Source organism: Brucella sp. NBRC 113783, assembly GCF_040372265.1.
In the GTDB taxonomy this organism is placed as follows: Bacteria; Pseudomonadota; Alphaproteobacteria; order Rhizobiales; family Rhizobiaceae; genus Brucella; species Brucella teleogrylli.
The window spans coordinates 45,007-60,372 of record NZ_BAABRX010000002.1 but is presented as its reverse complement, the minus strand read 5'-3'; the positions used below and the strand labels follow the sequence as shown (position 1 = coordinate 60,372).

Here is a 15,366-nt window from a genome sequence, read left to right as displayed (position 1 = left end):
GCGCCGATGCGCAATTCAGCGCCCCCCCGGGGCGCGACGGTGCATCAACGCCGGGCGCTGAACCGCCTGATCGTCAACTTCGCAGTTGGGTTGGGCGTGTTTCTGCTGGGTTTCGTGCTGAGCGAACCTGCGCCTTATGAAGTTTATATGGCGGGGCTGATTGCTATTGCGCTGCTGTTCGGACTTCGCCTGAGCCGAACCAACCTCGTTCTGCTGGCTATCCTCGCGGTCTTCAACTTTGGCGGGGTCCTTTCGACCTTACAGATGGCCGACCTCAAAAACGCGCCGCTTTATATCGCCGTTTCGCTGTTCCTCGCCTTCACTTCGGTTTTCTTTGCCGCAATGATCGAGATGGATTACCGGCGGCTGCAAACGATCTTCAAGGCCTATCTGTGTGTCGGCCTGATCGCCGCCTTTCTCGGTATTGCGGGCTATCTCAGTCTATTCCCCGGTGCCGATCTCTTCACGCGCTACGGGCGAGCCAAAGGCGCATTTCAGGACCCGAACGTGTTCGGCCCGTTTCTTATTCTGCCGTTGAGCTGGACGGTCTACCGCATCCTCACCGGACGTGCGCGCGACATGCTGGTCTATCTGCCTGCTGCCGCCATCCTGACGCTCGGCGTGCTGTTCTCGTTTTCGCGCGCAGCCTGGGCGATGGTGCCCCTCGCCTGCATGGTAATCCTGCTTACCCTGTTCCTACAAACCAACAATAACCGCTTTCGCCTGCGCCTCATCGTGCTGTCCTTGCTGGCGGTTGCCGCTGTGGTGATCGGGCTGCTGATCCTCATCGAAATCCCCGGTATCGGTGACTTCCTTTTGCAGCGCGCCCAACTCGAACAAAGCTATGACGCCGATCGTATGGGGCGCTTTGCCCGCCACTGGTATGGCATGGTGCTTGCCACCCAGCATCCGCTCGGCATCGGCCCGCTGGAGTTCGGTCCGATGTTCGGCGAAGACACGCATAACAACTGGCTCAAAGCCGCGCTCGATTATGGCTGGGTCGGCTTTGTGGCCTTCGTCACGCTGACATTCATGACGCTTGGCATCGGCTTTCGCCAGCTTTTCCGCAACAGGCCGTGGCAGCCTTATCTGCTCTGCGCTTATGCGACCTATCTGGGGCATGTGCTGATCGGCAATGTTATCGACACCGATCATTGGCGGCATTTCTATCTGCTGTTCGGGATCATCTGGGGTTGCGCCGGGCTTGAATATAAATACCGGCGTCAAAATTCCCGGCCCGTCGTCCGCCAGCCAGCACAAGCATAGGAGCCCGCTTGCAGTTCATCATCTATGCCGCCGCCGCAATCTGCGAAATCGCCGGTTGTTTTGCTTTCTGGGCGTGGCTGAAACTCGATAAATCGCCGCTCTGGCTCATTCCCGGCATGGGATCGCTGGCGCTCTTCGCCTACTGCCTGACACTGATTGAGAGCGATACGGCGGGCCGTGCCTATGCGGCCTATGGCGGCATCTACATTGTCGCCTCCATTTTATGGATATGGATTGCCGAAGGCGCAAAGCCGGACCGTTGGGATATGACCGGCGCATGCGTGGCTCTGGCAGGCACCTGCATCATCCTGTTCGCCCCGCGAACATAAGCGATACTGGTAGTTTTCCAGATATCAATTGTGCGCATTTTGCCTTTTTGCCACTTTTAGGGCTTGCGGAAAATACCTTTGCATTCTAAGGCTTTCCCCGGCTCGGAGCGTAGCGCAGCCCGGTAGCGCACTTGACTGGGGGTCAAGGGGTCGTGGGTTCGAATCCCGCCGCTCCGACCATTTTTTCCCCATATTGTTTTTTTCTGCACAATCTCCGCTTTGCGGAGAGCGACAAACTGGTTTAACTCCACCACAAATCATGCGGAGGAGTTCGAGCTTGAAAAACGTCCTGATCACCGGCGGTAGCCGTGGCATTGGCAGAGCAACGGCATTGCGTTGCGCTGCGGACGGTTGGTCCATCGCCCTCAATTACGCCGGAAACGCCTCGGCAGCAGCGGAAACTACCGACGGTCTGAAACGTGCAGGCGCCAAAGCCATTGCGCTGCAAGGCGATATTTCACGCGAAGAAGACGTTATTTCCATCTATGACCGCGCCGAGCAGGAATTTGGCAAGCTGCAAGGCGTTGTTTTGAATGCCGGTATCGTCGCGCAGACCATGCCGCTCGCCGAGATGAGCGCGGAACGTCTGCGCACCATGTTCGATGTCAATGTCTACGGCACCTATCTCTGCGCACGCGAAGCAGCGCGCCGCGTTCGACCGGGCGGTTCCATCGTCATCGTTTCCTCGATGGCGGCAAAGCTCGGCTCACCGTTCGAATATGTGGATTATGCAGGTGCCAAGGGCGCGCTCGACACATTGACCATCGGCCTGTCGCGGGAGCTCGCACCGAAAGGCATCCGGGTCAATGCGGTTCGTCCCGGTTTGATCGAAACGGAAATCCACGCGAGCGGCGGAAATCCCGATCGGGCGATACAATTGGGGGCCGGAACCCCGATAGGACGAGCCGGAAAAGCGGAGGAAGTCGCGGAAGCAATCTATTGGTTGCTCAACGACGCCCCCGGCTACACGACCGGCTCGTTCATCGAAGTCGCAGGCGGGCGCTGACCGGGATTACATGTCCCGCAGTTGATACGACTCCGGAACATAGCGATAGCCCGCGCCGTCCTTCTCCAGATAAGCCACTGCCGGGAAGGGCATATGATAGCCGATGAAAGGCAGGCGCTCGGTCGCCAGCATGTCGAAGACGCGCTTGCGCGTCGCGACGGCGGCCTCCTTGTCCACATCGAAAGCGACATGCCAATCGGGCCGTTGCAAGGTGATGACAAAATGATTGGCCGTGTCGGAGATCAGCGCTAGTTGCTTGCCGCCGGATTCGACGCGAAATATCAGATGGCCGGGCGTGTGACCGAAAGCTGCCAAGGCGTGAATGCCCGGGACGACTTCGCTATTGTCTTCCAGAAATGTGATCTTCTCGGCCAGCGGTTTCACATTCTTGCCGACAAGCTCGGCACCACCCTTCATCGGACTATCCAGTCGTGCGGGGTCGGTCCAGAAATCGAACTCCTTTTGTCCGGCTGCATAACGGGCATTGGCGAAGGCAGGCTTACCGTCTTCCATAAGGCCGCCAATGTGGTCGCCATGAAAATGGCTGAGCACGACGAGCGAAACGTCAGAGGCCTTATAGCCTGATGCTTCCAGCGCACTGACAAGTTTGCCCTGCCCGTTTGCGCGCGCACCGGCACCCATGCCCGTGTCGAATAGGACGAGGTCCTTGCCAGTGTTGATCAGCACCGGCGTAAAGCTATTCACAAATCGGTCAGCAGGCAGCATGTTCGTTTCAAGCAGCGCAGCGACTTCCTTCGGGTCCTGATTGATCGCATAGGTTTTTTCAGGCGCCTCGCCTGCCCGGCGTCCATCAGACAATGTGGTGATTTCAAATTCACCGAGCTGGAAGTGATGGAAACCCGGATTTTCAACTTGCGACGGTTTTTGCACGTTTGAACTGCCCGTTTCGGCTGCTGCTTGGGCAAGGGCCAACGGCGAAAGCGCCATCCCCGCACCGGCAGCAGATGCTGCAACAATGAAATTACGTCTTGAGATGGTCATTGATCGATCTCCTGGCATAATTGTGAGTAAGAATGACAGGATAAACGAAAACAACAGCCGATCCACGACAGAAGCAATCAAGTTAATGTTGGTAGCAATTTCGTCATGCATCTTGCCAAAGCACCAGCGAGACACTATCTATCTGGCGCGCGGGACGACCCGCGCCACTGTTTGCATAGGGGACGGCCCCATAGGAGCATCCTATGTTACGGCCAATCGAACCAACCAGCATCAAGCACATCGTCAGGTCTAGAAACACTGGCGGCCAATTGGCCAGCCTTGGCGGTTCGCACGTTTTTTTGCTTGGGACACCAACCACACCGGGACTTTGAGAAACTGATTCATCGAAACAGTTTAAGTCTTTGATTTTACCCATTTCCAAAAATGGAGCATACAAATGGCATGGGTCTATCTGGCTATCGCCGGCATTCTTGAGGTCGTCTGGGCATTCTTCATGAAAAAGTCGGAAGGCTTCTCTCTTCTGACACCCAGCATCATCACACTGGTCACGATGATCGGCAGCTTCCTGCTGCTTTCCATCGCCATGCGCAGCCTGCCGCTCGGCACGGCCTATGCGATCTGGACCGGCATCGGCGCAGTTGGCGCTTTCGTAGTCGGCATCTTCATTCTCGGGGAAACCGCAAGTTTCTTCCGCGTTGCAAGCGTTATGCTCATTCTCGCGGGCATCATCGGCCTGAAACTCTCGTCCAGCTGACGATATAAAAAAGGGAGGCCACGGCCTCCCTTTTGTCGATCCTAGCGAACCTGATCCAGCAATCGTTTGCATTCCAGAAGATCGAAAAGCGCTTCCTGCAAGAGCGAGCGGTTGTCCTTCGACGGACGCTTACCGTCCGCGCCAATGGGGCCGTCATCCTCGCCTTTCAGCAAGCCGAACAGCTTGCGTGACGGCTGCGGCGCCTTGATGCCACTCGGCAAGGCCATTTCATTGTCGGCAGCTTCTTCCGCTGCACGCTTGTCAGCCGCAGCCTGCTTCTGGCGCGAGATGACTTCGATGGCCTGCACATCGCCATTGCCCAGAGCAATGATAAACTGCGGATTGTTTTCGCGCAGCAGACGCTGCACGCCCTTGATCGTATAGCCTTGATCGTAGAGCAGATGGCGAATGCCCTTGAGCAGTTCGACATCGATTGGACGATAATAGCGGCGACCGCCGCCACGCTTCATCGGCTTGATCTGTGTAAAGCGCGTTTCCCAGAAACGCAGCACATGCTGGGGAAGATCAAGATCCTCCGCAACCTCACTGATCGTCCTGAATGCATCAGGGCTCTTGTCCATCCACCTGCCCTTTCCAGCAGCAACGGCCCGCTCACCGAGCGATCCGTATAGGCTTTGAAATCCACTTGCGGTCCGCACGATACACGGACAGTGACAATAAGGCGGAATGCCACCAGTTTTCAAAAACCGTGGCCTACTTATACTGTCCGAACGCCGATTGAAACCCGAGGCGTTTCACGCTGAAACTCTTTCCGAAAAGCCTGTGCGCTCCCGGATTCGAATATTAGCGAAATGATTCGTTCCACTATATCCATTATATAATATCAGAGCTTTATGCGCATCCCTTCACATGGATGACGCTCAACAGCCAGCTTTTGACAGAGGAACAGCGGGGGCACATGGGGCGAAATGGCACCGCCTTCCGGCGAAGCAGCCCCCTGTTCCGCGATGTGAGATGGATCACGACGGCAGCGCAAAAGCCATCATCGCGCTGCGCCAGAACGCGCAAGCCGCCGCTTTTGCCACCTGATCGGGAAAAACAAATGCCGCCCGAAGGAACTGGGGCGGCATCGATTTGGATTATTTGCTCTTGGTTTCGCGCTTCTGATGTTCCTGCAGAATGCGCTGCTTGAGAACATTGGAAGCCTTGAAGGTCATCACGCGTCGCGGAAGAATTGGTACTTCTTCACCGGTCTTCGGATTGCGACCGATACGTTCGTTCTTGTCGCGGACCTGAAAAGTGGCAAATGACGACAGCTTCACTGTTTCGCCATTGACGATTGCGTCACAGACCTCATCGAGAATCATCTCGACCAAAGCCGCCGACTCCGTTCTGGAAAGACCGACCTTCCGGTAAACAGCCTCTGCCAGATCAGCCCGCGTGACCGTTTTACCTCCCATAACCGAACCCACCTGGTTAGCGTTTGAACAGATAATATCCTTACGTGACAGGACGTTACACAAATAAAAGCGGCTCGGTCAAGCCGCGAGTTCCCTCGCGGTGGATCAATTTTGTTGCTTTTCTTTTCCGATCCGATTCCGAACGTGACCCGACGCGCCTGTTTTGCGGCGATTGGCTTACCAGCGCAGCAAAACCGCACCCCAGGTAAATCCGCCGCCCATGGCTTCGAGAAGAACCAGATCGCCCTTCTTGATACGACCGTCGGCAACGGCTGTGGCCAGCGCCAGCGGCACCGATGCAGCCGAGGTGTTGCCGTGGCGGTCAACGGTGATGACGACCTTGCTCTCGGCGATATTCAGCTTCTTGGCCGACGCGTCGATGATGCGCTTATTGGCCTGATGCGGCACAAACCAGTCGATATCGTCTGCCGTAAGGCCCGTTTCCGCGAAGGAAGCTTCGATAACGTCGGTGATCATGCCGACAGCGTGCTTGAAGACCTCGCGGCCTTCCATACGCAGGTGGCCGACGGTCTGCGTCGTCGAAGGACCACCATCCACATAGAGCTTCTCCTTGTGGTTGCCGTCCGAGCGCAGATTTGCAGCCAGAACGCCACGGTCCGAGGTCAGGCCCTTGCCTTCCGCAGCTTCCAGCACCACAGCGCCAGCGCCATCGCCAAACAGAACGCAGGTCGTGCGGTCAGTCCAGTCGAGAATGCGCGAGAAGGTTTCCGCACCAATGACCAAAACGCGCTCGGCCATGCCGCCGCGAATATAAAGGTCGGCGGTGGTGATCGCATAGATGAAGCCGCTGCAAACGGCCTGCATATCGAAAGCGAAACCGGAGGTAATGCCAAGCTCACGCTGGATTTCTACCGCACTCGCCGGGAACGTGTTGTTCGGCGTCGATGTGGCGACCAGCACAAGGTCGATATCGGATGGCTGCAGGCCTGCATTTTCGATGGCCGCGCGCGCGGCGGCTGCACCCAGCGAAACCGTGGTTTCGCCCTCACCCGCGATATGGCGTTGGCGAATGCCCGTGCGCTGCACGATCCATTCGTCCGAGGTCTCTATGACACCCTCAAAATCGGTGTTCTTCATGACCCGCTTCGGCAATGCCGAACCGATACCCCGCACGACAGATCGTATCATTTTTTATTCCTGTCCTCATAAGCGAACGGAACGGGGCTATTGCCCGCACCGTCGAAATCCGCGCCCGTTCAGGGCAAATAATTACCTGGCCGCTTCGCCGCCTTCACTGGACGAAACATGCGGGTGACTGTGGTGAAAATGCGCCAGATCGGCTTCAATTTTCTGCAAAAGACGATTGCGCACCATGTCGTAGCCCACTTCGACTGCCGAGCAGAAGCCTTCGGCGCTCGCGCCGCCATGGCTCTTGATGACAATGCCGCTCAAGCCGAGGAACACGCCGCCATTGACCTTGTTCGGGTCCATCTTTTCGCGAAGGCGATCAAAAGCGCCCTTGGCAAAGACATAGCCGATCTTGGCCAGCAAAGTGCGGCTCATGGCCTGACGGAGCAATGTCGCCATCTGACGCGCCGTGCCTTCAGCGGCCTTCAGAGCGATATTGCCGGTGAAGCCTTCGGTCACCACGACATCGACGCTACCTTTGCCAATGTCGTTGCCTTCCACGAAGCCGGAATATTGCAGACCATCCAGCGGCGTATCGCGCAGGATCTGCCCGGCTTCCTTGATTTCATCGAGGCCCTTGACCTCTTCCGTGCCCACATTCAGCAGGCCGACCGTCGGCTTGCGCACTTCAAACAGCGCCCGCGCCATGCCAGCGCCCATGACGGCGTAATCGACCAGCTGACGCGCATCGGCCCCAATCGTCGCGCCAACGTCCAGCACGATGCTTTCACCGCGCAGCGTCGGCCAGATGCCCGCAAGCGCCGGACGTTCGACATCCGACATCATGCGCAGGCAGAATTTCGACATGGCCATGAGTGCACCGGTATTGCCCGCGGAAACGCAGGCATCGGCTTCACCCGTCTTCACCGCTTCAATGGCCTTCCACATCGTGGACTTGCCGCGCCCGTTGCGCAGCGCCTGGCTTGGCTTGTCGTCCATACCGATGGCGACTTCGCAGGCACGAAACTCGGATGCGGCCTGCAACTTCGGAAAGCGCGCCAGCACCGGTTCAACCTGTCCGGCCAGACCGAAAAAGATAAAACGCATGTCGGGGTGGCGCTCAAGCGCCTTTGCCGCGCCGGGGACGACCACTTCAGGACCGAAATCACCGCCCATCGCGTCAATCGATATTTTTACCACTCTTGATTATTCCTGTTCGATCCCTGCTCGCCCCCTGCTCCCGGGCCGCGCTCGGGGCGCGACAGGGCTTTCGGCGAAAATAGTGGTTTTGCGTTACCGTACAACAATATTCTGTCAAACGCGGCGCAAATCACCGTCAATTACGACTTGTCGCGCCATTCCGACAGCTTTGCAAAGGGCGAAACAGGCTTGTCACCTTCATCACCGGCATCGCCAAAGACCTGAGGTTCTGCTTCGTCAGGCAAACCGGGTTTGCGCGGATAAGGATCGATAGCCAGTTCGAAGAACTCTTCGGCAACCGCGCCCACATCGATCCGGTCGCCGACAAAGGTTTCCGGGCTATCGGCACCGTCTGCATCCAGCATCATTTCACCGCTTTCGTCGAGTTGAACCCGGGCCAGACGCGAATTTTCCGGCACGAAGATCGTATCGACTTCTTCCGCAATCACATTGGTCAGCGGCTCCAGCGTGGTGACACAAGCCTGCACGATTTCCGCATCGATGCGACCGCGCACACGAATGCCGTCTTTTTTCCACGGCGTCAGCAGAAATTCAGCCGAGAACGCGTTCACCGCCTCAAGCGCATGGCTGGCGGCAAGCGCGGCGCGTTCTTTCTCATCGGTGCCGATTGTCACTGTCACGCCCTTCTGGGGCAGGTGCAGAACCGGAACGGGATAGGTCAGCGCCGGCTTGTCAGTCATTTTGTTTTGCCTCTTCAGTATTATCATGCGTCAGCGCGAGCGCTGGATCTTCGGCATCCATAAAGGAAATCTCGCCAGCCACCAGAGTGCTGTCGTCGATTGCGCGCAGCCGGTCGCGACAACGCAGAACATATTCGCCTAAATGGCGAGCTTGTGGCCAAAATTCCAGATCAGGCCGAATATTTCGCGTCAGCGCGGCTGCTAGCGCTTCCGCATCGTCGGTGTCTAGCGCCGCGCCGTAGGTGGCGACCCGGCCATAAAACATGCGGGCAAGTTTTTTCATGCGTTTTGGAACACCCTGATCGCCGATTCCCAACTCGCGCAGCGAGTGGTCGACATCCTTGAAAAACTCGTCGGCCACCTCCTGGGCAAGCGCCATCAGAGCCGGATTGTCGCCGCGCATCCGGTGCAGTGTCAGGAAAATATGCACCGACAACATCTCATACCGGCCAAGTGGCGTATCCGGCACATGAAATTGTGCATAAAACCGTTTTTGCCGCGCCGCTGCCACGATCGCCTCGTAAACGCGAAGCACGATAGCCTCATTGGCCTTCGATTTGCGGCGGAAAAGTTGGAGAATCATCCCTGTACGACCGTTCCAGTTGCATATAGAAGCAAGGTGGTTTACCGAAGTTCTCCCGACGGCGAAAGTGCCGCGCTGATAATAGAATTATGGAGAGGTCTTTGTTGCAGCGGATTTTCTCAACTGTGCGTTCCGGCGCATCAACAGGCGCACGCAAGCAGCGTGCTCTTCTGGCTGGTACGGCAATTCTGTTTTCGGCCGCCCTCGCCGGATGCAACACCGCGTCCACGCTGAACCCGTCCGAGACGCTGACGGAAGGCTATGTGCTGGATCAGCAGGCGCTTGATTCGGTGCCGGTCGGCTCCAGCCGCGAGCAGGTGCTGCTGGCGCTTGGCACGCCGTCGACCACCGCGACCTTCGACAACGAAGTGTTCTATTACATTTCGCAGAAGCGCCATCGCATGGCTCAGTTCATGAAGCCGAAGCTGGTTGATCGCCAGATTCTTGCAATCTATTTCGACAAGGACGGCAAGGTTCAGAATATCGCCAATTACGGCATGCAGGACGGCAAGCTGTTCGATTTCGTATCGCGCACCACGCCAACCGGCGGCAAGGACCAGACCTTCTTGGGCCAGGTTATCCAGGGCGTTTCCAAAGCTCCGACCTCCGTGCCCGGAGCGGGCGCAGGCGGACCGGGCGGCAGCTGATCGCCGCAACATCTTATCCAAAGGAAAACCCGCCTCTCGGCGGGTTTTCTGTTTTCGGGATTTGAAAACGGATCAAGCCATATGCGCCAGCACTGCAAGCAGCAGAAGCGCCACGATATTGGTGATCTTGATCGCCGGATTGACCGCGGGACCGGCAGTATCCTTGTACGGATCGCCAACCGTATCGCCCGTCACCGACGCTTTATGCGCTTCCGAACCCTTGAGGTGCTTCACGCCATCGGCGTCGGTAAAGCCGTCTTCGAAGCTCTTCTTGGCATTGTCCCATGCACCCCCACCGGAGGTCATGGAAATGGCCACGAACAGCCCATTGACGATGACGCCGAGCAGCGACGCGCCAAGCGCTGCGAAGGCCGCCGCCTTGGAGCCCGAAATCATCAGCACGCCGAAATAGACGACGAGCGGCGCCAGCACCGGCAGAAGCGACGGAATGATCATTTCGCGGATTGCCGCTTTGGTCAGAAGATCGACCGCGCGGGCATAATCCGGGCGTTCCTTGCCGGTCATAATGCCCGGCTTTTCCTTGAACTGGCGACGAACCTCCTGCACCACGGCCCCGCCTGCGCGACCCACAGCCGTCATGGCCATACCGCCGAACAGATAAGGGATAAGGCCGCCGAAGATCAGACCTGCCACCACATAGGGGTTTGACAGATCGAACGAAACCGGCCCCATATCCGCAAAGTACGGATAGGTCTGGCCGTTGGCAGCGAAGTAAGCAAGATCGTTGGAATAGGCTGCGAACAGCACCAGAGCGCCCAAGCCCGCCGAGCCGATGGCATAGCCCTTGGTCACAGCCTTGGTCGTGTTGCCGACCGCATCCAGCGCATCAGTGGACTTGCGCACTTCCGGGTCGAGACCGGCCATTTCCGCAATACCACCAGCGTTGTCAGTCACCGGTCCGAAGGCATCGAGCGCCACGATCATCCCGGCAATGCCCAGCATGGCCGTGACCGCAATAGCCGTGCCGAAGAGACCGGCAAGCTGATAGGTGCTGATGATGCCGCCAACAATCACGATGGCAGGCAAGGCGGTTGATTCCAGCGAAACGGCAAGGCCCTGTATGACATTGGTGCCATGCCCCGTCACCGAAGCCTGCGCGATCGAATTGACGGGACGCTTGTTGGTGCCTGTATAATATTCGGTAATCACCACGATCAGACCCGTCACGATGAGACCGATCAGCCCGCAGATGAACAGATTGGTGCCGGTGATGCTCTTTCCGGTCACAGTGCCGATTTCGCCCCAGCCAATCGTCAGCGTGTTGGCCACCCCAAGCCCGATGATGGACAAGAGGCCCGTCACGATCAGGCCTTTATAGAGCGCGCCCATGATGGAGCCGTTGACGCCAAGCTTGACGAAGAACGTGCCTGCTATCGAGGTGATCACGCAGGCTCCGCAGATCATCAGCGGATAGAGCATGACGCTCGACAACACGTCCGAACCATTGAAGAAGATCGCGCCCAGAACCATGGTGGCGACCACGGTAACGGCGTAGGTCTCGAACAGATCGGCCGCCATACCGGCGCAATCGCCGACATTATCGCCGACATTATCGGCGATGGTTGCCGGATTGCGCGGATCATCTTCCGGAATACCGGCTTCCACCTTGCCGACGAGATCGCCGCCGACATCCGCACCCTTGGTGAAGATACCGCCGCCCAGACGCGCGAAGATCGAAATCAGCGACGCGCCAAAGCCGAGCGCCACCAGTGCATCGATAACCGTGCGGTCGGCAGGTGCATAGCCCAGCCAGACAGTTAGAATGAAATAATAAACGGAGACACCAAGCAGAGCGAGACCAGCCACCAGAAGGCCGGTAACGGCACCGGACTTGAAAGCCATTTCAAGCCCGCCTGCCAGACTCAAGGAAGCGGCCTGCGCTGTGCGCACATTGGCGCGCACTGAAACATGCATCCCGATAAAGCCTGTGACGCCGGACAGGATTGCGCCGATCAGAAAGCCGATGGCGGCGCTCAGCGACAGCAAATACCATGCGGCGAGGAACACGACGATTCCGACAATCGCAATCGTGGAATATTGTCGTGTGAGATAGGCCGACGCACCCTCGCGGATGGCGCCAGCGATTTCCTGCATACGCGGTGTTCCCTGATCGGCCGCCAGGATCGAACGGATCGACCAGAAGGCGAAAAGAACGGAAACCACGCCGCAGGCAATAACGAGAAGTAAGACTGCCACTCCCATTTGCATAAAGGCCAACTCCTATCGAGTTTGCGCCGGCTACCGTCAGCTTGACCTCAGATAACATCCGTTTACTCGGCAATTAACGGCAGGCATATGCGCATGAAGGCCCGAAAACCCCTCCCCGGGCCGATTAGAGCGGCATGGAAAGTGCTTGAAGCCACCACTTCGTACCGGGCTTCAACGGTATAGTTTCATCAGGAACTTAACGCCTTGAAATCAAATAATTACAAAGTTCCCTTGTAGTCGAGCATTCTCAATGCCGCATGACCAACATGCGAAACGGTTTAACAAACGTCAAGACGTTCTTTGCCAGCATACAATGAAAGAAGGGCTGTGATTTCTCACAGCCCTTCTTGCTTTTATCAATCTCTAAAACCGCTCTTAGTGGCGCGGCTTGGTCCCGCGGCTTTCACCGCGAATGACGAAGGCAAGGCGGTCGAGCACGGCATTGACGAGCTTCGGCTCGTCTTCGGTGTAGAAAGCCTTGGCGATATCGACATATTCCGAGACAATGACGGCGGTCGGCACATCGTTGCGCGAGGTCAGCTCCCATGCACCGGCGCGCAAGATCGCGCGCAGCGTGGAATCGAGACGCGACAGCGGCCAGTCCTCGGTCAATGCCTGATGGATCATCGGATCAAGCTTGAGCTGGCTGTCGACAACACCGGCGACGATGGCGCGGAACCATTGCGGATCGGCATCGAGATATTGCGTACCATCCACTTCCTTGCCGAGGCGGAAGGCTTCGTATTCTGCGACCACTTCCATCACGCCCGTACCGGCAACGTCCATCTGGTAGAGCGCCTGCACGGCTGCAAGCCGGGCAACGCCACGCTTGTTCGCCGTACGCGGCAGGTTTGGTGTCGGGCGACCTTCTGCGGAAGAACTCATAATATTCACGCTCCGAACTTCTTGCGCAGATCAATCATGGTCAGTGCGGCGCGGGCAGCAAAACCGCCCTTGTCCTTGTCTTCACGACGCGCGCGCACCCATGCCTGTTCGTCATTCTCGACGGTCAGAATGCCGTTGCCGATGGCAAGGCTTTCTTCAACGGCCAAATCGGTCAGCGCACGGCAGGATTCGTTTGCAACGATGTCGAAATGATAGGTCTCACCACGGATCACCGTGCCCAGCGCGACATAACCGTCATATTCGGTGCCGTCATTGTCGGCGCCATCGAGGGCAAAGGAAATGGTGGCCGGAATTTCCAGCGCGCCCGGTACGGTCACGACGTCATAGGTGGCGCCCGCATCGTCCAGAGCCGCCTTTGCGCCATCAAGAAGTGCATCGGCAAGATCGTCGTAGAAACGTGCTTCAACAATAAGCAAATGCGGCGCGCGCGCCTCGTGATCGGACATGAGAAACTCCATGACAAATTTTGCGGACCGCAAGACCTGCGGTCAACGCTTAAATCGGGATATGCTTTTACAGCCTGGAATTTTAGGCTGTAAGCCTATTTCCGATATTGCGCAAGCCTTGCCGCATAGCGTGCGAGCTGGTCGATCTCGATATTCACCTTGTCACCCGCTTTTCGCTGACCCCAGGTTGTCACTTCCAGCGAATGGCGGATGAGCAAAACGTCAAATTCATTACCGTTCACACCGTTGACCGTCAGCGACGTGCCATCGAGCGCGACCGAACCCTTCTGGGCGATGAATGGCGCAAGTTCTTCCGGCGCACGCAGGGTGAAGCGCACCGCGTCGCCCTCATCCTTGCGTGCAACGATTTCCGCCTGTCCATCGACATGGCCGGAAACCAGATGCCCGCCCATTTCGTCGCCAAGCTTCAGCGAGCGTTCCAGATTGATATTGGTTCCATTTTCCCACGTGGAGATGGTGGTCAGGCGCAGGGCTTCTTCCCATGCTTCCACTTCAAACCAGCGGGCATTGGTGCCCTTTTCCGGCAGCGCAACGACGGTCAGGCAAACACCGGAACACGCAATCGATGCGCCAAGCTCGATAGTTTCGGGATCGTAGACGGTCTCGATACGCAGCAACACGCCTTCATTCAGCGGCTTGATCCGGTCAACCTTGCCGATATCGGTAATAATGCCTGTAAACATCAAGACTTCCTTACATATTCCGCATAAGCATCGTCACCGAAACGCGCCTGCCTGAGAATTTTGAATTCTTCTGCGATATGGGTTTCAAGACCGGGGACGGCAACCCCATCGGCAGCACCAATTTCAATCGGTGAGCGGAAGGTAATCAGGCGGTCAACCAGCTTTTCTTCCAGAAAGCTCTTGGCCACACCCGCGCCGCCTTCCACGAGAACGGAACCAATACCCTGCGCGGCAAGGTCGTCCATCAATTCCGGCAAGGCAATCCGGCAATCATGCGCCTCGGTCGCCAGAATGCGGCACCCCGCCGCCTTCAGTTCGTACCGCCGTTCCGGCGATGCATCGTCTGTACAGGCAATCCAAAGCGGCTGCGCATCCGCCGACTGAACCAGCTTCGAAGCCAATGGCAACCGCAAACCACCGTCGAGCACGACGCGGATGGGCGAGCGCTGTTCAAGCCCCGGCAGGCGGCAGTTCAAAACCGGATCGTCTGCAAGCGCCGTTTCGATACCAATAAGGATAACATCAGTTTGCGACCGTAAGATGTGGGATTGGGCGCGCGACACCTGGCCGGTAATCGGCACCTGCCCCTCGCCCTTTTTTCCGATCATGCCATCTGCGGAAAGTGCAAGTTTCAGAATCACTTCCGGGCGTTTCCTGGAAGAACGATTCAGGTAGCCAGCGAGATCGTCGGCTGCCTTTTCGGCGAGGATGCCCGGCTCCACTTCAATGCCCGCTTCGCGCAGGATGGCAAAACCCTTGCCGCTGACCCGATCATCCGGATCGGTGGCCGCGACGACAACGCGGACCACGCCGGCACGCACCAGCGCTTCAGCGCAAGGCGGCGTGCGACCATGATGGGCGCATGGTTCCAGCGTCACATAGGCCGTTGCGCCTCGCGCCGCCTCGCCTGCATCGGCAAGCGCCTGCGGCTCGGAATGCGGCCTGCCGCCCAGTGCGGTCACGCCGCGTCCGACGATGACGCCATCCTTGACGATCAGTGTGCCGACGGATGGATTGGTGCCCGTCAGCCCCTTGTGACGACGGGCATAACGGATTGTCGCTTCCATGAAGCGGATATCGTCCGAAGTTACGTCGGAATGCGGAAATTCCAGTGCAGTCATG

Annotated in this window: 17 protein-coding genes and 1 tRNA gene; 6 read left to right on the top strand and 12 right to left on the bottom strand. The window is 57.6% G+C overall.

Annotated elements, in window-relative coordinates; translation table 11 throughout:
• Positions 1-6 precede the first annotated feature (6 nt).
• From ABWW11_RS05620 to ABWW11_RS05605, 4 genes are all read left to right on the top strand, one after another.
• Positions 7-1,266: an O-antigen ligase family protein gene (locus tag ABWW11_RS05620; protein ID WP_319080480.1), complete on the top strand. Its 1,260-nt coding sequence runs from the start codon at positions 7-9 to the stop codon at positions 1,264-1,266.
• A gap of 8 nt (positions 1,267-1,274) precedes the next feature.
• Entirely contained in the window at positions 1,275-1,595 is a 321-nt protein-coding gene (locus ABWW11_RS05615; protein WP_319080461.1) for a YnfA family protein, read from the top strand.
• 103 nt (positions 1,596-1,698) lie between these two features.
• Positions 1,699-1,775, top strand: a tRNA-Pro gene (locus ABWW11_RS05610).
• A gap of 97 nt (positions 1,776-1,872) precedes the next feature.
• On the top strand, positions 1,873-2,601 hold the full coding sequence (locus tag ABWW11_RS05605; protein ID WP_319080462.1) for an SDR family oxidoreductase: 729 nt from the start codon (positions 1,873-1,875) through the stop codon (positions 2,599-2,601).
• 6 nt (positions 2,602-2,607) lie between these two features.
• Here the strand turns inward: ABWW11_RS05605 and ABWW11_RS05600 are convergent, their stop codons facing one another.
• Positions 2,608-3,603, bottom strand: coding sequence for an MBL fold metallo-hydrolase (locus ABWW11_RS05600; RefSeq protein WP_319080463.1), 996 nt, complete (start codon positions 3,601-3,603; stop codon positions 2,608-2,610).
• Between the two features lie 397 nt (positions 3,604-4,000).
• On the opposite strand from ABWW11_RS05600, the gene sugE reads away from it, so the two are divergent.
• A complete protein-coding gene (gene sugE / locus ABWW11_RS05595) occupies positions 4,001-4,318 on the top strand; it encodes a quaternary ammonium compound efflux SMR transporter SugE (protein WP_109368740.1) in 318 nt (105 codons plus the stop codon).
• Positions 4,319-4,359: 41 nt separating this feature from the next.
• Here sugE and ABWW11_RS05590 read toward each other — a convergent pair whose 3' ends face one another.
• The 6 genes from ABWW11_RS05590 to ABWW11_RS05565 all read right to left on the bottom strand — a co-directional run bounded on the left by ABWW11_RS05590 (position 4,360) and on the right by ABWW11_RS05565 (position 9,312).
• Positions 4,360-4,899 (bottom strand): MerR family transcriptional regulator, encoded by a 540-nt coding sequence (locus ABWW11_RS05590; protein WP_109368739.1) that lies wholly within the window; start codon positions 4,897-4,899, stop codon positions 4,360-4,362.
• A 519-nt stretch (positions 4,900-5,418) separates the two neighbouring features.
• Positions 5,419-5,739 carry an integration host factor subunit alpha gene (locus tag ABWW11_RS05585; RefSeq protein WP_078340512.1) on the bottom strand — a complete coding sequence of 107 codons (321 nt, stop codon included), beginning with the start codon at positions 5,737-5,739 and terminating at the stop codon, positions 5,419-5,421.
• Between the two features lie 177 nt (positions 5,740-5,916).
• Positions 5,917-6,888 carry a beta-ketoacyl-ACP synthase III gene (locus ABWW11_RS05580; protein ID WP_109368738.1) on the bottom strand — a complete coding sequence of 324 codons (972 nt, stop codon included), beginning with the start codon at positions 6,886-6,888 and terminating at the stop codon, positions 5,917-5,919.
• A gap of 81 nt (positions 6,889-6,969) precedes the next feature.
• The gene (gene plsX, locus ABWW11_RS05575; RefSeq protein WP_109368737.1) at positions 6,970-8,028 is read right to left on the bottom strand and encodes a phosphate acyltransferase PlsX; all 1,059 of its coding nucleotides are present in this window, start codon (positions 8,026-8,028) and stop codon (positions 6,970-6,972) included.
• 140 nt (positions 8,029-8,168) lie between these two features.
• Complete coding sequence (locus ABWW11_RS05570) at positions 8,169-8,729, bottom strand: YceD family protein (RefSeq protein WP_121535733.1); 561 nt, start codon at positions 8,727-8,729, stop codon at positions 8,169-8,171.
• Positions 8,722-9,312, bottom strand: a complete 591-nt coding sequence (locus ABWW11_RS05565; RefSeq protein ID WP_109368735.1) for a ubiquinol-cytochrome C chaperone family protein — start codon at positions 9,310-9,312, stop codon at positions 8,722-8,724. The genes ABWW11_RS05570 and ABWW11_RS05565 overlap by 8 nt, the downstream gene beginning before the upstream one ends.
• Before the next feature lie 89 nt (positions 9,313-9,401).
• Here ABWW11_RS05565 and ABWW11_RS05560 point away from each other — a divergent pair, with 89 nt between their 5' ends.
• The gene (locus tag ABWW11_RS05560; protein WP_109368734.1) at positions 9,402-9,959 is read left to right on the top strand and encodes an outer membrane protein assembly factor BamE; all 558 of its coding nucleotides are present in this window, start codon (positions 9,402-9,404) and stop codon (positions 9,957-9,959) included.
• Positions 9,960-10,031: 72 nt separating this feature from the next.
• On the opposite strand, the gene ABWW11_RS05555 is transcribed toward ABWW11_RS05560, so the two are convergent.
• From ABWW11_RS05555 to ribD, 5 genes are all read right to left on the bottom strand, one after another.
• Positions 10,032-12,188 (bottom strand): sodium-translocating pyrophosphatase, encoded by a 2,157-nt coding sequence (locus ABWW11_RS05555; RefSeq protein ID WP_319080464.1) that lies wholly within the window; start codon positions 12,186-12,188, stop codon positions 10,032-10,034.
• A gap of 375 nt (positions 12,189-12,563) precedes the next feature.
• Positions 12,564-13,073 carry a transcription antitermination factor NusB gene (nusB, locus tag ABWW11_RS05550; protein ID WP_109368732.1) on the bottom strand — a complete coding sequence of 170 codons (510 nt, stop codon included), beginning with the start codon at positions 13,071-13,073 and terminating at the stop codon, positions 12,564-12,566.
• A gap of 5 nt (positions 13,074-13,078) precedes the next feature.
• On the bottom strand, positions 13,079-13,540 hold the full coding sequence (locus ABWW11_RS05545) for a 6,7-dimethyl-8-ribityllumazine synthase (RefSeq protein WP_109370205.1): 462 nt from the start codon (positions 13,538-13,540) through the stop codon (positions 13,079-13,081).
• A 95-nt stretch (positions 13,541-13,635) separates the two neighbouring features.
• Positions 13,636-14,244 carry a riboflavin synthase gene (locus ABWW11_RS05540; RefSeq protein WP_109368731.1) on the bottom strand — a complete coding sequence of 203 codons (609 nt, stop codon included), beginning with the start codon at positions 14,242-14,244 and terminating at the stop codon, positions 13,636-13,638.
• Positions 14,244-15,365, bottom strand: a complete 1,122-nt coding sequence (gene ribD, locus ABWW11_RS05535; protein WP_319080465.1) for a bifunctional diaminohydroxyphosphoribosylaminopyrimidine deaminase/5-amino-6-(5-phosphoribosylamino)uracil reductase RibD — start codon at positions 15,363-15,365, stop codon at positions 14,244-14,246. The genes ABWW11_RS05540 and ribD overlap by 1 nt, the downstream gene beginning before the upstream one ends.
• Between the last annotated feature and the right edge of the window lies 1 nt (position 15,366).